A 20,694-nucleotide genomic window follows, 5' to 3' on the forward strand; every position below is an offset into this window, starting at 1 on the left:
AAGATTATCAATTATTGTTGTCTATGGTTACATTGTTTGGCACCACCGGCTGTAGTTTAGCAGACCATAATCCACTGTTCCAGTCAGAATAGAAAATATGACCCTTATGTGGTTGTGCTCCCCAGGTAAAAGGCGCATTGGCAATGTATCCATCTGGATCTTCTGGGACAATCCAGGCGATTTCTCTTCCCTGACGGTTTAGATCACCTAAAAGTTCACCACTAAGGTCAACCACTCTAACCCCAGCATTATAGAATGCTGCATATAAAATATCATCCTCAATCCAGAAGTTGTGGGATCCAGCAAAAGGAACTTGGAACCAAGCTACCTCTTTTGGATTTTTAGATCTGTGAAATCAATGATGTGAAGAAAGCCAGCTGCTCTTGCAGGTTTACGACCGTCAGGATCCAAACCATATGGGAATTCTTCGTCTCCCAGTATTACATAAAATTTTCCGGTCTTTTCATCCTTATAAGGGAAAGCAGCATGGTTGGACCCACTTGGATAAGCATAACTTGCAAATTGTACTGGATTAGAAGGAGTACCTCCTGCAATGCCATTTCCAACGTCTACCAATTGAACTCCGTCGGACCAGTTGGAAGAATAGGCTATCCCATCGTGCACCCAAACATCATGAATGGAATGACCAGGGGTATCTAACTCAAATTCTCCTACAATTCTAGGTTTGCTAGGGTCTTCAATGTTGATAGAGTAATATTTTCTACCTGCGCTTAACGCATAGACATGATTTTTGTAAATAAACACATTGTGTACCCCACCTGTTAGGTTCTCCGAAAATTCAGAAATGATACTGACATCCCTTGGGTTACTGACATCAATGATGACCAACCCATTTTTCCTATTGGAGGCTCCTTCTCTGGATATTACGGCCACTTTTCCATCTTCTGATACTTTTACATCATTAACGGTACGAGCATCCACTTTTACAGAATCTATCAATTGGATACCTGCAGGATCTGTTACATCCCAAAAATAAGCTGTTCCGTCTGCTCCCCATGTACCTGTTACCGCATAATCTTTTCCATCTATTCCTTCCCATACCCATAAATCGGAAGTATGCTTGTTGCTCACCGAGCCTTGACCGATTAAGTCAATCTTTCGGGTAATGTTTCTTTCATTGGCTTGTACAGTGATTGATGCCGCTGCTGGTCCAGAAGTAGCATTCAATACATATAAACCTGGTTCATCTGCAACAAATTTCCCCTCTTTTGTGATCAAGCCTGAAGGGGCGGCAGATACATCGAAAGATTCTCCAGTAAAAGAATAATTGATGGGGGCATCACTTATTTCATTTCCGTCTTTATCCAAGGCCAATGCATTTAATGTAAACACATCTCCAGATCGCCCTTCTACTTTATCGGATTTTAAAAGGATTTTAGCAATTGGGTTCTCGATGACATTGATTTCCAAGGTTTCATTTACTCCATCCACTGTTGCTGTCACTTGAACTTTTCCAGCTTTTTTAGGAATCAATTTGGTAAAAGGTGCAACAGATACAATGCTTTCATCAGAGGATGTTAAGGAAATGACCTTTTCAGGTCTTTCAAATCCGGCTTCATCTGTTACAGTCAATTCTAATGGAACCGTGATTCCGGAATAGATTTTCTCTGGAATTATTCCAAAATCCACTTTTGCGATGGCAGCGGGTTCAATGGTTACGGTAATATTAGATCTTAATTGTGGATTCCCAGGGCTGATCACAATGACATCATACTCTCCATGTTTTACAGCAGTTGCCATTCCAGTACTATCCACCACAGAAAGGGCTCTTCGGTTTCTGGAATAAAAAATAAAATCACGATCGGCAACTTTATTCCCAGAGGCATCTACCACCGCTGCTTCTAATTGTAGCGTCTGGCCAATTTTCATGGAAACATTCTCATCACCGACTTTGATGGATAGGTCTTGTGCCTGCAAAAAATTTACAGTGAGCAAGAGGGTAAAAACAGAATAAATGAACTTTTTCATAGGTTGGATTTAAAATGGATTCTGAATTTACGGAATCCTAAAGTCCTAACCATAGAAAATAGGGCAATTTTCTAGTATAGCGTGTATTTTACCTCTTTAATTTATTCAACTCAAAACAGTTTAAAATTTGTTTTGAGCTTTATTCACTTCCTTTATCAAAAAATTTTCTGATACACTTCCTCCAGTTTGCTGACTGCCAAAACCTCAATCTTATATTTTTTTAGATCTAGTCCTTTGACTGCATATTTGGATACAATGATTTTTTTGAAGCCCAGCTTTTCTGCTTCTGCAATTCGGTTTTCGATCCGGTGTATTGCCCGGATTTCTCCTCCTAAACCTACTTCCCCAGCGAAACAAATATGTTCGGAGACAGGAGTGTCTTCATAACTTGAAATTAAGCTTGCACAAACTGCTAAGTCCAAAGCAGGATCATCTACCCGAAGACCCCCTGCAACGTTCAGAAAAACATCTTGCTGCCCTAGTCTCATACCTCCTCTTTTTCCAATACCGCCAAAAGCATATTCAAGCGCTTTGCATCATGACCAGTACTACTTCGTTGTGGAGTTCCGTAGGTGGCTGGACTAACCAAGGATTGGATTTCTATCAGCAAAGGTCGGTTCCCTTCCATCATGGCTCCAATGGCTACCCCATTCAAAACCTCTTCTCGCTGTGTCAAGAGAATTTCAGAAGGGTTGGCTACAGGCCGAAGGCCCTCTACCCGCATTTCATAAATACCCAACTCATGGGTGGAACCAAAACGGTTTTTGCTGGTTCGAAGTATCCTATAGCTCATATGCCGATCGCCTTCAAATTGAAGTACTGTATCAACCATATGTTCCAATACTTTAGGACCAGCTATTGAACCATCTTTCGTAATATGTCCAATCAGGAATACAGGAGTTCCGGTCTCCTTCGCAAATTTCATCAACTCCGCCGTACATTCCCGGACTTGGGAGACGGATCCAGCCGCTGATTCCACATACTGAGAGTTTAAAGTTTGAATAGAGTCTATGACCAACAAATCAGGCTTAAGGACTTCGATTTGTTGAAAAATATGTTGGGTGTTGGTTTCAGAAAGTACATAACAATCAGGATTATGAGCTTCCATCCGGTCTGCCCTCATTTTGATCTGCGCTTCACTTTCCTCTCCGGAAACATACAAAATCTTTTTGCCTGTTAAGGTTAATGCGATTTGTAGCATTAAAGTGGATTTACCAATTCCGGGCTCTCCTCCAATCAAAACCAATGACCCTGGAACTATTCCCCCTCCAAGCACACGGTCCAATTCTGCATCTCCAGTGACATACCGAGGCATTTCTTCATAGTTTACCTCTTGGATTTTCTTGGGTGAATTTGCTTTCTTAGTGGTAGATCCAGCAGGTTTCCAACTCCCTTTACCTGATTCTTCCTTTTGGATTACTTCTTCTACATAAGTGTTCCATTCACCACAGGCAGGGCATTTTCCTAACCACTTGGGACTTTGGGCACCACAGTTTTGACAGAAAAAGGAGGTTTTGATTTTGGCCATTAGATGTTAGAAAATACGAAAGAAGAACTACGAAATTAGAAAGAAGGGAACGATATGGTTTAATATCAATTAGATTTTATTATAGACATGAAGATTGTATCTGTAAATGATTTTGTTAGAATTAAATCAAACCTCTGACATACTAAATCAATTAATGTGCTTCCAGCCAATCGTTTCCGGTTCCTACTTCTACTTCTACAGGAACTGCCATTTTGATTGCGTTTGACATCAATTCCGGTATATGGGACTTTAAGATTTCCACTTCGTCTTTATGTGCGTCAAACACCAATTCATCATGAACCTGAAGGATCATTTTGGACCTTAGTTTTTCTTTTTTCATCCAACGGTGCACATCAATCATGGCAACTTTAATTAAATCAGCTGCAGAGCCCTGTATCGGTGCGTTGATGGCATTTCGCTCGGCAAAACCCCTCATGGTGGCATTTCTGCTATTGATGTCCCTCAAGTATCTTCTACGTCCCAAAATGGTTTCAACATATTCATCTTTTCGGGCTTTTTCTATAGCCCCATCCATGTATTCTTTGACTGCAGGAAACTCTTTAAAGTAAGCATCGATGATTTCTTTGGCTTCAGTTCGGGAAATAGAAAGTCGTTGAGAAAGGCCAAAGGCAGAAATGCCATATATGATCCCAAAATTGGCAGTTTTGGCTTTTCTACGCATATCTGAAGTCACTTCTTCTAATGGCACTTGAAAAATTTTGGCTGCTGTAGTAGCATGAATATCTCTTCCGTTTTTAAAAGCCTCGATCATGGATTCATCTCCTGAGAAAGCGGCCATAATCCTTAATTCTATTTGAGAATAATCTGTGCTAAAAGAATATGGTTTTCGTCTCGAGGTACAAATGCTTTTCGTATTTCTCTTCCTCGCTCGGTACGAATAGGAATATTTTGGAGATTCGGGTTTATGGATGAAAGCCTTCCTGTTGCTGCTACAAACTGATTATAGGTAGTATGGATCTTTCCTGTTTTGGAATTGATCATGGTAGGCAAGGCATCCACATAGGTAGACTTCAATTTGACCATTTGCCTAAAATCCAAAATTGCCCGGGCAATTTCATGTTCATTTGCCAATTTGCTTAACACCTCCTCGCCAGTAGCATATTGGCCGGTTTTGGTCTTTTTGGCTTTAGGGTCCAATTTTAATTTCTCAAAAAGCACATCACCTAGTTGTTTTGGAGAAGCTAAATTGAATCGAACCCCGGCTATTTCATACACTCGATTTTCAATTTCCTTGCTTTCCTTTTCCAGTAACAAAGACATTTCTGCCAAACTTTTAGTGTCAATTTTGACACCTTCAAACTCCATGTCGGCTAGCACCTGGATCAGAGGGTTTTCTACCTCATAAAACAGTTTTTCTAAGTCACTTGATTTTAAAAGTGGATCTAGCTTTTCTTTGAGTTGTAAGGTAATATCAGCATCTTCTGAAGCATATTCTGTTACTTCATCCTCATCCACATCCCGCATATTTCCCTGATTTTTCCCTTTTTTGCCGATGAGTTCAGTGATGGATACAGGTTTGTAATTCAAGTAATGTTCCGAAAGCCAGTCCATAGAATGCTTTCCTTCTGGTTCAATGAGATAATGAGCCAACATGGTATCGTAAAGACCTCCTTTGATTTCAATCTCATAATTTTTTAAGACCAAAAGATCATACTTTACGTTTTGCCCAATTTTCTGAATTTTTTCATTTTCAAAAACTGGTTTTAAAAGCTCCAAAATAGCTAGGGTTTCTACTCTGTCAGCAGGGCAAGGGATATAATAGGCTTCTCCTGGGAGGTAGGAAAAAGAGATTCCAACCAACTCAGCTTCCATTGCATTGACAGAAGTAGTTTCCGTGTCAAAGCAGAGTTCCTCCTGAAGAAGGAGGTATGAAACTAGCTCTTGAATAGCTTCTTTTCCAGAAATTTTATGGTATTGGTGCGCAGTCGTATGAATGGTAGCCGCTTCCTGCACAGGCTCAGCGTTGACTGATTCTTCTTCAAATTCTATAGATGGCTTATTCGATTCGGTAGAACTTTCCCCAAATAAACCCAATTGGTCATTCTTCTTAATAGAGGCTTTTTTGCCAGATCCATCTTTGAAAATTCTACTGGCAAGAGTTCGGAATTCCAATTCCGTAAATAATGCTCTTAGTTTCTCCTCATCGAAGCCATCGTATTGCAACTCTTCATCCACAAATGCCACTGGAACATCCACTTTGATGGTGGCGAGCTCCTTTGATAATAAGCCTTGCTGCGCAAAGTTGACTACGTTTTCTTTTTGCTTTCCTTTCAGGTCATCTGTATTCTTGATTAATTCTTCAACAGAACCATATTGCTTGAGAAGTTTGACAGCAGTTTTCTGCCCGATCCCCGGTATACCCGGGATGTTGTCCACGGCATCTCCCATCAAGCCTAAAATATCGATAACTTGATCCACCCGTTCGATGTCCCATTTTTCGCAAATCTGCTTTGGCCCCATGACTTCCACGCCATTTCCCATAAAAGCTGGTTTATACAGAAAAATATGTTCATCCACTAATTGACCATAATCTTTGTCAGGAGTCATCATATAAACCGTGAACTTTTCAGCTTCAGCTTGCTTTGCCAAGGTTCCGATAATGTCATCTGCTTCATACCCATCCATTTCAAGGATAGGAATATTAAATGCTTTAACGATTTCTTTCACCCATGGAATCGCAACACCTATATCTTCTGGTTGCTCCTGGCGGTTTGCTTTGTAGGCTTCAAATTGCTCATGTCTGAAGGTTGGGGCATGAGTATCGAAGGCGACCCCAATGTGGGTAGGTTTTTCCTTATCTAGAACCTCAAGAAGGGTATTTGTAAAGCCAAGCATCACCCCTGTGTTCAAACCTTTACTATTGATTCTGGGATTTTTACTGAATGCAAAATGGGCTCGATAGATCAGTGCCATGGCGTCCAGTAAAAAAGCTTGTGTGCTTGTTTTTGAGGCATTATTAAATTATTTTGATTCGAATTAAGCTTAAGTTTTGACTTTGTAAGTTAAGAAAAAATAGATGTTGAAAGGCTTCTAAAATTTGGTTCAATATGTTCTGGGACAAAAATTGGCGGCTTTATTGAGAATTTTATTACCTAACCTTAAACAATTTACTTTATGAAAAAGCTATTAGCGATTTTTGCCCTATTCCTTTCCATCCAATTCGTTCAAGCTGAACCAGCCATTGAAAATGAATCGAAAAAAGGAAAAACAGAATTAACTGAGGCTCAAAAAATGAGAGCTGCAGAAATGAAAGCTAGATTGGATGAGATCAAAGCAATGGACTTTAAGTCTATGAGTAAAGACGAGATCAAGGATATTCGTACAGAATTGAAGGAAATGAAGGCAGAAGCTAAGGCAGAAGGTGGAGGAATTTTTCTTTCAGTAGGAGCAATCATTATCATTATTTTGCTTTTAATCCTTATCCTTTAATAGGCATAAAAATTAAAAAAGGACTCGTTTACGAGTCCTTTTTTGTTTTAACACTCAGTCTTATTGTGAATAGGAAAGTTTATGAAGCTTCCTAAACAAGATTATTCCTAAAAAAAGTGGTTTGAATAGGAGAGAGATATATGATGTCCATTTAGAATCATTCATTTGAAGAAAAAGTGTTATCCTTGTTCCTTTTTCTCCAAGAAATTTTTACCTGACAGCCTCTCAGAAAGATCACAATCAAAGGAATGAGCCAAAGCAATTCATTAACAATCAAATGAAATCCACTTCTCTTGTTCCAAGAAATTTCGGGAAGAAAGCCAAGCATAAACCAAATTGCTAAAATGAGCTTGCCTGTAATTCCAGCCAAAATCAAATACACCCAGCTTACAGGATAAAATGCGCTGACGAAAATGATAATCCCCACCAAAATCCCAAAAGTCCCATAATAGTTTGCAGGAAGATATTCTATGCCTTTGGATCCCATCGCTAGCCAGTTGATTAGATCAGGTCCAAACCATTTGAAGAATGCTGACCAGGCGATGGTATACATTCCTGTAAGTAGCAGGATTCCTCTAAAGTGCATGGGGAATACAGGAAATGGAGTTTGCTCATCCATGAGTGGTTTGATTTATTTTGGTTTATTGAAGATCTTGAATGAATTAATACCTTGATACTATACAAAACTATCCAATGAAAATTAATAATCGAATCCGAACTAAAGGTTTTCTGCTTATTCTAGGAGCAAGCACCTGTCTTGCTTTAGGATTTACTTTAGGGAAAAGGGCTGGTGAAATCACTCCTGCAAGTATTGAGGAGGCTTCTAATTTAATTGGACTCTCCTTCAACGCATCAGAAAAAGATAGCATGATTTCTAATTTGAAGAATCAGCTATCCAATTATGAATCCTTACGCAAAGTAGAACTGGATAATTCTGTGGCACCTGCCCTTGTTTTTAATCCGCTTCCCAAGGGTTTCAGTCCAGACTTGACCCAAAAACCCTATGATTGGGGGCTTCCAGCAACTGTCGATTTGCCTGAAAAGGAATCGGATATCGCCTATTTACCTGTTCATGAATTGGCAGTTTTAATAAAATCTAGAAAAATCACTAGTGAACGCCTTACGAGGATTTATCTGAACAGAATCAAAACTTACTCAGATACACTTCAATGTTTGATCACATTGATGGAAGACACCGCCTTGGAGAAGGCTCGGGCAATGGATCAAGAAATTGAATCCGGAAACTATAGGGGGCCTCTACATGGAATTCCTTACGGAATCAAGGATTTGCTAGCTGTCAAAGGAACTAAAACCACTTGGGGAGCTATGCCTTATAAAGATCAGGTAATTGACCAAACTGCTACAGTTGTACAGAAACTGAACGATGCTGGAGGGGTTTTGTTGGGTAAATTCACCTTAGGTGCCCTTGCAATGGGGGATGTTTGGTATGGAGGGAAGACCAAAAACCCTTGGAATTTAAATCAAGGATCTAGCGGTTCCTCGGCAGGATCTGCATCTGCTGTTAGTGCTGGCTTGGTACCTTTCGCAATAGGAACAGAGACTTTGGGTTCTATTGTTTCCCCTTCTACCAGAAATGGAGTTACAGGTTTAAGACCAACCTATGGAAGAGTCAGCAAAAATGGAGCGATGGCCTTGAGTTGGTCCATGGATAAAATTGGACCGATTTCCAGATCTGCATTGGATGACGGAATCGTTCTTTCTATCATCAATGGTGCCGATGATCAAGATTCCAGTACTATTCCTGCCTCATTTAATTACGATTCCAAAAAATCAATAAAGGACCTGAAAATCGGTTATTTCAAACCTTATTTTGAAGGCGACCGGGTAAGTCAAAACGACCTCAATGTATTGGAATTATTAAAAAAGAAGGGCTGGAATTACATCCTTTGGAATTGAAAACCACCATTGAGGCAGGTCCCATTGTCATGATGTTAATGGTGGAAGGCGCAGCTGCTTTTGATGAATTGACCCGATATGGATGGGATGATCAATTGGTTGCACAGCATAAGGGAGCCTGGCCTAATTCCTTCCGTGCGGCAAGGTTTATTCCTGCTGTGGAATATGTTCAGTTGAGTCGCCAGAGAACGGTATTAATAGAGGAAATGCATGAATTAATGAAAGACTATGATGTCATCATTACACCATCCTTTGCAGGGCCACAATTAAGAATTACGAATCTGACAGGGCATCCCGCACTTTGCCTACCTAATGGATTCAATGATTCAGGAAGTCCAACTTCCATTACCTTATTGGCAAATTTGTTTGAAGAAGAGAAATTGGTCCAGTTAGGGGATTTTATCCAGAACCATTCGGATTGGCAGGCAAAAAGACCACCATTGTTTGACCAATAAATTTCCTTGAAAAAGAAAGGCCTTAGAGATGTATATTCTCAAAGGCCATTTTTTATTTGAACCTTAATGCACCCATTATTCTAATATTATTGGGTTTGAGAAACCATATTTTTTGGGTGGTTTCTATGGTATAATGATCAATTTTTTCGGTGGCTTTGGAAATATAGAATTCTGCGTTGGTGACAGAACTGTAGAAAATATTTTCCTTGGCAATTTTTAAAGTTAATAAATGTACCTTATCGTCAATGATACTTACCGTGATATTCTTTACATCTCCTTTTGCATCGGGAAGTAAATTATGAATCAAGTATTCATTTTTTACTTCTGTATCATAGGCGGTGATCAAAGAAGGTTTGTTGATGTCTGCTTCAAAAAAGACATCCAATTCCTCTCTCCATTCCTCCTCTGTTAATTTAACTTCTACCTGTGATTCTTCTCCGTTAATTCTTGAAATTTTGGTTACATCGGCTGCTTCTAAGCCTTTGATTGCTCCTTCCATGTATCCTTTTAGGTCGAAATAAGGCAATACCTCTAAGGAATTGCCATTATTTCCCCCACCACTACAGGCTGTTAAAAAGACAAATAGTAGTACAATAAAACTGATGTTGTATTTCATTATGCTAATAAGATTTCTCCAGTCATATCTTTAGGAATGTCAATTCCCATAAGCTTCAAAATGGTAGGCGCTAAATCACCCAGTTTTCCATCTTTGACCTGAATCTGATCTTTACCGTCTACCATGATGAATGGGACTAAATTAGTAGTGTGAGCTGTATTTGGTGTACCATCTTCATTGATCATCATATCGCTGTTTCCATGATCAGCAATGACTATAATGGTATACCCGTTATCCAAGGCAGTGGTGACTACACTTTCAGCACTTTTATCTACGGCCTCACAAGCTTTCACTGCTGCATCAAACACACCCGTATGACCCACCATATCAGCATTGGCAAAGTTTAAGCAAATAAAGTCTGCGCTTTTCTTGTTCAATTCCGGATTGATTTTGGCCGCAATTTCAAAGGCACTCATTTCGGGCTGAAGGTCGTAAGTAGCTACTTTTGGAGATGGGCAAAGCAATCTACTTTCCCCTTCAAAAACATCTTCTCTACCTCCTGAGAAGAAGAAAGTTACGTGTGGGTATTTTTCAGTTTCCGCAATACGGATCTGTTTTTTTCCTGCCGCTTCCAATACTTCCCCCAAGGTATTGTTTAGATTGTCTTTTTCGAAAAGGACTTTGACTCCTTTGAAGGTATTGTCATAATTAGTGAAGGTCACATAATCCAGATCGAGTTTTTTCATGTTGAAATCCTCAAAATCCTTTTGAGTCAAAACCTGCGTGATTTCTCTACCTCGATCTGTTCTGAAGTTAAAGCAAATTACCAAATCACCTGGAGCGATATGAGCCAATGGTTTGCCGTCTGCTCCCACGTGGATAATCGGTCTAATAAACTCGTCCGTTACATTGTTTTCATAAGACTTTTTTATAGAAGCTAAGATGTCTTTGGACTTTTCTCCTTCAGATTTGACCATGGCATCATAGGCGAGCTTGACTCTTTCCCATCTGTTGTCACGATCCATGGCGTAGTATCTTCCGATTACACTCGCTATCTGTCCAGTAGAAGTGTTCAAGTGTTCTTGTAAATCCGTTAAAAATTTGATTCCACTTTTAGGATCGGTGTCTCTCCCATCAGTGAATGCATGGATGAAGACATCTTCCATTCCGTTATACTTAGCTGCATCGCAAAGCCCTTTCAAGTGATCGATATGTGCATGCACTCCACCATCCGAAACTAGTCCAATAAAATGTGCTTTTTCTTGGAAGCTTTGGCTTTTGCAAAAGCTTCAACTAAAACAGGATGGGTGTTTAAATCCCCATTTTTTACTGCTTGATTGATTTTTACCAAGTCTTGGTACACTACTCTTCCTGCACCAATATTCATATGACCCACTTCTGAATTACCCATTTGACCTTCGGGTAATCCTACTGCAAGCCCTGAAGCTTCAAGTTTTGCGTGCGGGTATTTTGTGTACAAGCTATCAACAAACGGCGTATTAGCTTTATCAATCGCAGATACGGATGCGTCGGTGGCGATACCCCAGCCATCCAAAATCATTAAAAGTACTTTCTTGTCCATGGAGCAAATATATTAATTTTCGACCCAATCCCGACTCTTTAACTTTTACTGACAGGATTTGTCTATTCATTTTTAATATCCAGTAACTCTGCCAAAAATTCTACTTTTGGCTTAGTATTTGCCAAGATAGGACGATGGCCATATTGAACCTATTCTTTTCATTACTTTTCATTTTTCATACCGCTTCATTTGAAGTGGAGGAGGATTTGTCTATTGACCCAGTGATTACGGCTATTAGTACCAATTCCAGTGGCGAGCTTGCCAAGTATTTTGAATCCAGTATCTCCCTGAATGTCAATGGGCAGCAAGGAAGTTATTCCAGAAATCAAGCAGAAATAGTTATTCGGGATTTTTTCAAAAAAGACCCTTCTAAAGGATTCACCATCGTCTATAGTAGCGAGACAAATCCAAGTTTAAGCTCCTTTATTGGAGATTATTTAAGTGGTGAGGGAACTTTCAAAGTTTTTATCAAGGTTTCTCAACAGGACTCAAATTTGAAAATTTATAGCCTGGAGTTTGTAAAAGGTTAATTCATTTTCAAAAAAAATTTCCCTACCAGCTTTTCAAATTGCCTATTTTTGGAACATGAAACCAGCCTACCTGACGGAATCGGCCGTCCAAGCATTTATCAAATCTGCATTTCAAGAGGATATAGGCCCTGGAGATTATTCCTCTTTGGCCTCCATTCCGAAAGGAAAAAAGGAAAAGCCCAACTGCTGATCAAAGGAGAAGGGATTATCGCTGGAATAGAACTTGCCGAGAAAATCTTCAAAATGTATGACCCTTCTCTGAAGGTAGAATTGCTGATTAAAGATGGGGACCCAGTTCAGTATGGGGACATTGGCTTGACTGTTCAAGGCTCTTCCGCATCTATTTTATCCTCAGAAAGGTTGGTGCTAAACTGCATGCAGCGCATGTCTGGAATCGCGACGATCACCCATCGTCTCACCGAAAAATCCTGCATACCAAAGCCCGGTTAATGGATACCAGGAAGACCACTCCGAATTTCAGGCTAATGGAAAAATGGGCTGTACATATTGGTGGAGGAGTGAATCATCGCTTTGCATTATATGATATGGTGATGCTAAAAGATAATCATGTGGATTTTGCAGGGGGAATTAAACCGGCGATTACCCAGACCAAAGCGTATTTGAAAGAGCATGATCTGAATTTAAAAATTGAGGTGGAAACCAGAAATTTGGAAGAAGTAGCTGAAGTGATCGAAGTGGGTGGAGTGGATTTTATTATGCTAGACAATATGGACTATGAAAACATGAGAAAAGCTGTTGCTATGATAGGAGATCAATTCAAGACTGAAGCTTCAGGAGGAATTACAGAGGATACCTTGGTACCAGTTGCCGAATGTGGGGTGGATTTTATCTCGATGGGAGCGTTGACGCATTCCGTTCAAAGTATGGATATCAGTCTAAAAGCATTTTAAGCAGGTTTTTCAACTTTGGCTTCATTTCTGCCTTATTCAATTGAACAATTAAAGCAATCATGAAAAACATAGTATACTTAATCCCTTTTTTTATACTAGCAGCTTGTAGCTCTAAATCGTTTCCTGATTCCAAGTGGGAGGATAAGCAATGGACCTTAGTAGAAATGACAGGAGTACCTGTTCAGATTTCCGGAACCAACCAAGATGCGCATTTGATTTTTGATGCTGAGAGAAGTCAGATTTCGGGATCTGGAGGATGTAATCGAATTTTTGGTCCTTATGAAATTGACAAAAAGAATACGTTGGAATTTGGAAATATTGGGGCCACCATGATGGCTTGCCAGAATTCAGCTTTTGAAAATAAGTTTTTAGAAACCTTGAAATCAGTTCGCTATTACCAACAAACCGGAGGGCAATTATTACTAAAGAATGGTGAAAAACGTGTGATTTTAAAATTTCAATAAGTTAGAGCCATTTCTTCCATCGGAAGAAAAACAACATGCCTATGACGGCTAATCCCATTCCTCCAATCACAAAGAAATAGCCATATTTCCAGTGTAATTCAGGCATATTGTCAAAATTCATCCCATAGACTCCAGCCACAAAACTTAAAGGGATAAAAATAGTGGAGATGATGGTCAGGACTTTCATAACATTGTTCATCCGGTTGGAGAGGCTGTTCATATACAAGTCCAGCACTCCAGAAGACATGTCTCGAAAGACTTCCATGGTTTCAATGACTTGAATGGTATTTTCATACAAATCCCGAATAAAAGGACGGACCTCTGGGGAGATTTTATGTTCGGCATATTTACCAAAAGAACCAATCACTTCACGGAGGGGATAAACAGACCTCCTCAAATCCATCATTTCTCTTCTTTGTAAGTAAAGTGAATTGAGCGTGTCCGTATCAGGTTCGATCATGGCTTGGGATTCAAGATTTTCGATTCGCTCTCCCACATTTTCCATTACGATGAAGTAATTATCAATTACTGCATCTAGCAAGGCATACAACAAGTAATCTGATCCACGCTGTCTGATGGCTCGTTTGGGATCTTGCAAGCGATCTCTAACAAATTGAAAAACATCACCTTTTTTCTCCTGAAAAGTAAGCAATACATTTTCACGTAGTACAAAACTTACCTGCTCATCCACAATAGGTGATTCTGGACTTGGGCATTGGATCATCTTTAAGGTAGAAAAGATATAATCTTCAAAAAGCTCCATTTTTGGCCGCTGATCTACACTTAAAATATCCTCTAAAGTCAGTTTATGGATCCCGAAATGATTCCCTATTTTTTCCAGCAATTCCACATCATGAAGCCCTACAATATCGATCCAGATAACCTTTTTCTGAAGTTTTAAATGAGCATCAAGCTGATCAAGTTTGATGTTTTCTTCATAGAATTCATTTTCATCATAGGTGATTAAATTGATGAAAACTTCCTCCTGCTTTTTGTCTCCAGTAAATATCAATGAGCCTGGAGGCAACCCGATTTTATGACTAGGTCTTTTCTTCTTTTGGGTTTAAAAAGCTTTTGAACGGATTTAAGATTTGGAGCTTTTGGACTCATAAGTACTATTCTTTTGATCGAAGAAATTCGACATTTCTTTTTAGTCCAGCAAATTTGGTACGCTTTACCGCAGATTTTTTAAATACTTTTCTAAAAGTTTCGTCAGTGAGCTCTAACCAATCTTGATTTGTAAATCCTTCCAATTCCGGGTGAGGTTTGAATTTGGGTTCTTGATGGGGTTTGGAAAACCGATTCCAAGGGCATACATCCTGGCAGATATCACAACCAAAAGCCCAGTTGTCCATTTTCCCTTTAAACTCATTGGGAATAGCATCTTTTAGCTCGATGGTCAAATAGGAAATGCATCGTGATCCATCTACTACACTGGGCTGAACAATGGCATCAGTAGGGCAAGCGTCTATACAGGCAGTGCAAGTTCCGCAGTAATCCTTGGTGAGCGGGGTATCTGGGGTAACTTCCAGGTCAATGATTAATTCGGCCAAGAAGAAAAAGCTTCCTTGTTTTTTGTTCAGCAAGAGGCTGTTTTTACCGATCCAACCTAAGCCTGCTTTTTGTGCCCATTGACGTTCCATGACGGGCGCCGAATCCACAAATGCCCGTCCCTCGATTTCTCCTATTTCCTTCCGGAGGATTTCCAGGAAGTCTTTCAGCTTGTCCTTGATTACAAAATGATAATCCTCTCCATACGCATATTTTGCGAGTTTTATGGATTCTGAAGACTGGGGAAGTGTAGTTTCAGGATAGTAATTATATACTAGTGAAACTACTGTTTTAGCACCCTCTACCAGTTTGGTTGGGTCCAGTCGCTTGTCAAAGTGATTAGCCAAATAGCCCATTTCACCTAGGGCTAATCCGGCTCAGCCACTCTTCCAATCTAGGAGCCTCCTCTTCTAAAAAACCAGCTTTAGCTACTCCGCAAAAATCAAAACCCAATCGATTGGCGGTGGATTTGATCAGGGAGGCGTTTTTATCTGCAAGAGTCATGAGGTAAAGATACAACTCTTCTTTTTTTAGTAAGCTTGGTAATCTGAAGGGAATTTAGGTGCTGGAATTTGATTTTAATTAGAAAATTAATTAAATGAAGAAATTTTTAATTAAACAACTATTTCTATTTTATGAAAAACAATTTACGCCCCCCCAAATGCAATTATGGGAATAAGTCTATAAGTTGGTTTTTTGTTCTAATCTTAAATCTGATATTTTTTTCCTGTACACAGGAGCAAGACCCGGTAATTTCCCAAGATGAATTACAAACCATTCGAAACTTTATAGATCTTGAAGTGGCGGGTAAAACGACTTTCGATAACCTTCCGATCGAGCTGGATTGGAAAAAGGCAAAATTGGGAGATGATTTTATGGAAATTCCATTGATTAATCCTATTCGAAGTTTTGAAACAGTGTTGGATTATTTCCAAACTAGGCTTGTAATTTCAAATTCTGACTTGAATGCTTATAAGTTTATTAGTTTGGAATCAAACTTTGATCATAGCCATGATTTATTTACAACTTTAATTTCAGAAAGAAAGGAGGGTAACTGGGTGAGATGGATGCAGATTGATAATAATTTAAGATCGTTGGAAGTAAGTTCTTATCGTACTATCACAGATCCAAAGGCAAATATGCCGTTGGATTGTGTGACAGTAACTTACATGGAAAGAACTTGTTTTTATGAGGGCTTTAGCTTGATTTCTTGTACTGATTGGGAGACTGTTAGCCAATATGAAGTTTGTGGAAGTGAGGGTGAAGGTGGTGGAGGTGGAGGAAGCACTAACTATAAGGAAGATGTTATTATCAAAGACTCCTCTTTTGTTGGCACAAAAGCAGATTGCATTTTTGAAAAATTACTGGACACAAGTGAGGGATTCCAGAAAATGATACAGGAGTTCGATGGTAGTTTTTCGGTTGCAAATTTGATTTTTGCAATGGATAATCTTGGTTCAACAAGGCGCGGAGAAACCTCACCTCCTGAAAATTTTAATATAACAAATACAATAAATAATAACTCTACAAATAGCGGGGCTAGTTATAGGCCTAACTTATTGACTGCCAAAACAATTATTCATGAAGTTATTCATGCAGAAATGTTTAGAAAATTATTATCACTGGCAAGTACAAATGGGAATATTATTACTTCGATACTTTCAAGTATGCTTGAGAACGGTGATTATCCTGGTATGTTAGATTATTATACAAGGTATGGTTTGAATGGATTTCAACATCAACAAATGGCAGCACACTATAGAGAAACAATAGCAAGAATGTTACAAGAATTTCAAACGGGGTTGGTAGTTCCATCTAGTCAAATGCCTTCATCACTTTATATGGATCTTGCATGGGAAGGATTAAATCATAGCACCAATACAGCCTGGCAAACTGCCATTTCTTAATCTGAACGGACTAGAATTGATAACACAATTTCAAATTTCATTGATCAAAATAAAAACCAAGACTGTCAAAACTAATGCTCTTTAGTAATATACTTATGTTGATTTTCAATAGCGTTTTACTGTTTTACTCGAATAAAACAGAGGAAATCTATTTGTTTTTCGATCCAAATTCCACATCCACATGTCAAGTCAGTTCGGAAATGGAAGGCAGATTTCATGTAACCGAAAACATAAAATCTTATGAAAAAATAGAATCTTCCACTGGGAATGTAAGATTTTATATATGTAAAGAATTGTTTCAGTATACCAGCTCAAATCTGATTAAAATTGATAAGTTGTCTAAGTCAGAGTTTTGCAAATTAAAATTTTCCAATTTGGACGACTTGATTAAAAAAGTTAAAAAAGAAAACACTCTTTATCCTTCAGAAGTGTTTCCTATAATTTACATTATAGAAGAAGATATAGACAAATCCTATCGGAAATACCCTGTAGAATGGAAATACTATATTGAATAATTAAGGACAATATTGGATTCCCTGGTTAAAGTAAATCGAAAAGTAGAGTATTTGACAATTTTCAAAGAAATAGGACAGATATACCAATTGACCAATGCAATTTCGATAGAGACATTCCTCCAATCTCTGTGATTATTCCTCCAAAAAACCCGCTTTGGCAATGCCACAAAAGTCAAAGCCTAACTGCTTGGCGGTGGATTTAATCAGGGAGGCATGTTTCTCGGCAGGGGTCATGGAGTAAAGATAAGAGAGTAAATTTTTTTCAATCAAACTAACCCTTCAATAAATCTGGCCTATCCTGATACCATTGCTCTTCGAAAGTTTCTTTGATTTCTACGGGAGCTGCCAAAACTGCCCAAACCATCCAGATAATCAGGCCTGGACCGGAAATAAATAGTAACCAGATCAAAGGTAAGGCTACTTCTAACTGAATTAAGGTGACGAAAACTATCAAAATCCCCGTCACGATTCCCACTACTTGCAAATAGTTTTTCATCTTTTTTAGGTTTTTATTCTATTTATTAAACTACCATACCCTTCTGTTTGTTACTTCTACTGTCGGAAAGAATAAAATTCCACTAAATTGAAATTCAAGGCTTTCCGGTTTAGTGAATTTTGACAAGAGTCTCGTTGTTTTTTTAAAATCAAAGTCTTGTTTCTTGAAATCTTGATACATTAGTCTAATTATGAAAGGATTCCGTTTTACGAAATTTGTTCCCTCTCAGGATCCAGAGAAAAACACCTTTGAAAACCTGCTGAATATATTTTTGCAACTGGTTACCATGACGGGTGGAGATGTGTCTGAGGCTTTGAGTTGGTTGACCAACTTGGATAATCGATACCAACTGACCAATCCCAATTATGGAATCGGTGACTTCATAGACGATCTGAAAAGCAAGGGATACCTGACCGAGGAAAATCAAAAAAGAGAAATTAAAATTACCGGAAAAGCAGAGCAAACCATCCGAAAGTCTGCCTTGGAAGAAATATTCGGTAAACTCAAGCGAGGAAAATCCGGCCAGCACAAAACCACTCACTCTGGACAAGGAGAGGAACGTGGAACAGATCGACGAGCCTATGAATTCGGGGATAACCTGGATCAGATTGCCTTGACCGATTCATTGAGAAATGCACAGGCCAATCACGGATTTGGAGGAGATTATCTGCTTACAGAAGATGATTTGGAAGTGGTAGAAAACGAATATCGTTCTCAAACTTCGACCGTGTTGATGATTGATATTTCCCATTCCATGATTTTATATGGGGAAGACCGAATCACTCCTGCCAAAAAAGTCGCCATGGCATTGGCCGAATTGATCAAAACCCGCTATCCAAAAGATACTTTGGATATTATCGTCTTTGGAAATGATGCCTGGCAAATAGAAATCAAGGATTTGCCTTATCTACAAGTGGGCCCTTACCATACCAATACCGTTGCAGGGTTGGAGCTAGCCATGGACCTCTTGCGAAGAAGAAAAACCCAAACAAGCAGATTTTCATGATTACCGATGGGAAGCCTACCTGTTTGAAGGTGGGGATTAAATACTATAAAAACGCTTTTGGGATAGACAGCAAGATTCTTAGTGAGACGCTGAAATTGGCTGCTCAATGCAGGAAACTAAAAATCCCAGTAACCACCTTTATGATTGCTTCTGATCCATATCTGAAGGAATTTGTGAAAGAATTTACCAAAGTAAACAATGGGAATGCCTATTACAGTAGTCTGAAAGGGCTAGGCGACCTGATTTTTGAAGATTATAGAAGAAACCGAACCAAACGCTTTTAATCACCATGGAATACCAAAAACTGACTGGAAAAGAACTCAAGCAAATAAAAACATTAGGTCAGCTTAAGGCTGCCGGATACCAACCCAAATCCATTAAAGAAGAACTTCGTGATAATCTGATTCAAAAATCAAAGCCAAAGAAAATGTTTTTGAAGGAATCTGGGGATATGAGGATACGGTGATTCCAGATATAGAACGTGCTATTTTATCCAGGCACAACATCAATTTATTGGGCCTTCGTGGACAGGCAAAAACTAGGATTGCCAGAATGATGACTCAGTTGTTGGACGAGTATGTACCGGTGGTCTTTGGGTCGGAATTGAATGACGATCCCATACAGCCCCTGACCTCTGCTGCGAAATATATGATCGAAGAAAAGGGTGATGACACGCCAGTTTCATGGTGGCATCGAGATGATCGATATACCGAGAAATTAGCTACTCCCGATGTGTCGGTAGCAGATTTGATCGGGGATGTAGATCCGATCAAAGCAGCGACTATGAAATTGAGCTACAATGATGAACGTGTCATTCATTATGGGTTGGTGCCTCGCTCCCATCGCTCTATTTTCGTGATCAATGAATTACCGGATTTGCAGGCAAGAATTCAGGTGGCCTTGTTTAATATTTTGCAGGAAGGTGACATTCAAATCCGTGGTTTCAAATTGAGATTGCCTTTGGATATCCAGTTTGTCTTTACCGCAAATCCCGAGGACTACACCAACCGGGGAAGTATTGTCACTCCTCTAAAAGACCGGATCGAAAGTCAGATCATCACACATTATCCGAAATCCATTGAAATAGGTAGAAGAATCACTTCTCAAGAAGCGAATCTGAAAGGGAAGCCAGTAGAAAATATTTTTGTGCCGGAATTGATGAAAGATTTGATTGAGCAAATTGCCATCGAAGCAAGAGCTTCAGAATACGTGGATGAGAAAAGTGGAGTTTCTGCCCGATTGACCATTTCTGCTTATGAAAACCTGATTTCAGCAGCAGAACGGAGAATGTATATGAATGGGGAATCCAATACCATGGTTCGAATTGCCGATTTGATAGGAGTAATACCAGCCATAACAGGTAAAGTGGAATTGGTGTATGAAGGGGAGCAAGAAGGTGCTGGAATTGTAGCATATAGCTTGATAGGAAAAGCAATCCGTTCGCAGTTTGTGAATTACTTCCCTTCTCCAGAACAAAAGAAAAAGTCCAAAGAAGGAAATCCATATGTCATTCCCCTAGCTTGGTTTGGAGAGGGAAATGAACTGGATATTTTGGCTTCCCAATCCGACAAGGATTATAAAACTGCTTTACAATCTGTACCAGGGCTGGAGGAAGTGGTTACAGGAATGGTGAAAAATTTGCCGGAAAAGGAGAAGGAATTCTTTATGGAATTTGCATTGCATGGACTGGCAGAATATTCTCAATTGAGTAAAAAAATGCTGGATACCGGATTGAAATTCAAGGACCTATTCAGCTCCATGTTTGATATGGGGCCTGGGGATCCAGACGATTTCGAGGAGGATGATTTATAATTGATTTCCCGCAGATAAACGCAAA

General features: G+C 39.3%; 12 protein-coding genes and 7 pseudogenes. 8 read left to right on the forward strand and 11 right to left on the reverse strand.

What is annotated here, in order from left to right; genetic code table 11:
• Positions 1-7: 7 nt before the first annotated feature.
• The 5 genes and pseudogenes from V8V91_RS16650 to polA all read right to left on the reverse strand — a co-directional run bounded on the left by V8V91_RS16650 (position 8) and on the right by polA (position 6,451).
• Positions 8-235: a hypothetical protein gene (locus tag V8V91_RS16650; RefSeq protein ID WP_373396339.1), complete on the reverse strand. Its 228-nt coding sequence runs from the start codon at positions 233-235 to the stop codon at positions 8-10.
• A gap of 89 nt (positions 236-324) precedes the next feature.
• Positions 325-1,989 (reverse strand): LVIVD repeat-containing protein, encoded by a 1,665-nt coding sequence (locus tag V8V91_RS16655; RefSeq protein WP_373396341.1) that lies wholly within the window; start codon positions 1,987-1,989, stop codon positions 325-327.
• Between the two features lie 155 nt (positions 1,990-2,144).
• Positions 2,145-3,517 (reverse strand): annotated as a pseudogene (gene radA, locus V8V91_RS16660) (DNA repair protein RadA).
• Positions 3,518-3,668: 151 nt separating this feature from the next.
• The gene (locus V8V91_RS16665; RefSeq protein WP_373396342.1) at positions 3,669-4,316 is read right to left on the reverse strand and encodes a DNA polymerase; all 648 of its coding nucleotides are present in this window, start codon (positions 4,314-4,316) and stop codon (positions 3,669-3,671) included.
• A gap of 11 nt (positions 4,317-4,327) precedes the next feature.
• Complete coding sequence (gene polA / locus V8V91_RS16670) at positions 4,328-6,451, reverse strand: DNA polymerase I (RefSeq protein WP_373396344.1); 2,124 nt, start codon at positions 6,449-6,451, stop codon at positions 4,328-4,330.
• A gap of 201 nt (positions 6,452-6,652) precedes the next feature.
• Between polA and V8V91_RS16675 the strand changes: the two genes are divergently transcribed.
• Complete coding sequence (locus V8V91_RS16675) at positions 6,653-6,967, forward strand: hypothetical protein (protein ID WP_373396346.1); 315 nt, start codon at positions 6,653-6,655, stop codon at positions 6,965-6,967.
• A gap of 157 nt (positions 6,968-7,124) precedes the next feature.
• On the opposite strand, the gene V8V91_RS16680 is transcribed toward V8V91_RS16675, so the two are convergent.
• Positions 7,125-7,586, reverse strand: coding sequence for a hypothetical protein (locus V8V91_RS16680; RefSeq protein ID WP_373396348.1), 462 nt, complete (start codon positions 7,584-7,586; stop codon positions 7,125-7,127).
• Between the two features lie 74 nt (positions 7,587-7,660).
• Here V8V91_RS16680 and V8V91_RS16685 point away from each other — a divergent pair.
• A pseudogene (locus V8V91_RS16685) lies at positions 7,661-9,339 on the forward strand (amidase).
• Positions 9,340-9,391: 52 nt separating this feature from the next.
• On the opposite strand, the gene V8V91_RS16690 reads toward V8V91_RS16685, so the two are convergent.
• Entirely contained in the window at positions 9,392-9,955 is a 564-nt protein-coding gene (locus V8V91_RS16690; RefSeq protein WP_373396350.1) for a hypothetical protein, read from the reverse strand.
• A pseudogene (gene gpmI / locus V8V91_RS16695) lies at positions 9,955-11,477 on the reverse strand (2,3-bisphosphoglycerate-independent phosphoglycerate mutase). Before gpmI ends, V8V91_RS16690 begins: the two are co-directional and overlap by 1 nt.
• 134 nt (positions 11,478-11,611) lie before the next feature.
• On the opposite strand from gpmI, the gene V8V91_RS16700 reads away from it, so the two are divergent.
• From V8V91_RS16700 to V8V91_RS16710, 3 genes and pseudogenes are all read left to right on the forward strand, one after another.
• Complete coding sequence (locus tag V8V91_RS16700) at positions 11,612-12,007, forward strand: DUF4783 domain-containing protein (protein ID WP_373396351.1); 396 nt, start codon at positions 11,612-11,614, stop codon at positions 12,005-12,007.
• Between the two features lie 55 nt (positions 12,008-12,062).
• A pseudogene (gene nadC, locus V8V91_RS16705) lies at positions 12,063-12,918 on the forward strand (carboxylating nicotinate-nucleotide diphosphorylase).
• A gap of 59 nt (positions 12,919-12,977) precedes the next feature.
• Complete coding sequence (locus V8V91_RS16710) at positions 12,978-13,382, forward strand: META domain-containing protein (RefSeq protein ID WP_373396353.1); 405 nt, start codon at positions 12,978-12,980, stop codon at positions 13,380-13,382.
• A gap of 1 nt (position 13,383) precedes the next feature.
• Here the strand turns inward: V8V91_RS16710 and corA are convergent, their stop codons facing one another.
• Both corA and queG read right to left on the reverse strand, forming a co-directional pair.
• A complete protein-coding gene (gene corA / locus V8V91_RS16715) occupies positions 13,384-14,409 on the reverse strand; it encodes a magnesium/cobalt transporter CorA (RefSeq protein ID WP_373396355.1) in 1,026 nt (341 codons plus the stop codon).
• A gap of 88 nt (positions 14,410-14,497) precedes the next feature.
• Positions 14,498-15,437: pseudogene (gene queG, locus V8V91_RS16720) on the reverse strand (tRNA epoxyqueuosine(34) reductase QueG).
• A gap of 131 nt (positions 15,438-15,568) precedes the next feature.
• On the opposite strand from queG, the gene V8V91_RS16725 reads away from it, so the two are divergent.
• Complete coding sequence (locus V8V91_RS16725; protein WP_373396356.1) at positions 15,569-16,840, forward strand: hypothetical protein; 1,272 nt, start codon at positions 15,569-15,571, stop codon at positions 16,838-16,840.
• A 786-nt stretch (positions 16,841-17,626) separates the two neighbouring features.
• Here V8V91_RS16725 and V8V91_RS16730 read toward each other — a convergent pair.
• Complete coding sequence (locus tag V8V91_RS16730; RefSeq protein ID WP_373396357.1) at positions 17,627-17,851, reverse strand: hypothetical protein; 225 nt, start codon at positions 17,849-17,851, stop codon at positions 17,627-17,629.
• Positions 17,852-18,041: 190 nt separating this feature from the next.
• On the opposite strand from V8V91_RS16730, the pseudogene V8V91_RS16735 reads away from it, so the two are divergent.
• Together V8V91_RS16735 and V8V91_RS16740 are read left to right on the forward strand one after the other, a co-directional pair.
• Positions 18,042-19,141, forward strand: a pseudogene (locus V8V91_RS16735) (VWA domain-containing protein).
• Positions 19,142-19,146: 5 nt separating this feature from the next.
• Positions 19,147-20,669, forward strand: a pseudogene (locus tag V8V91_RS16740) (magnesium chelatase).
• The last annotated feature ends 25 nt before the right edge of the window (positions 20,670-20,694 follow it).

Source organism: Algoriphagus halophilus (assembly GCF_041729275.1).
GTDB lineage: Bacteria > Bacteroidota > Bacteroidia > Cytophagales > Cyclobacteriaceae > Algoriphagus > Algoriphagus halophilus_A.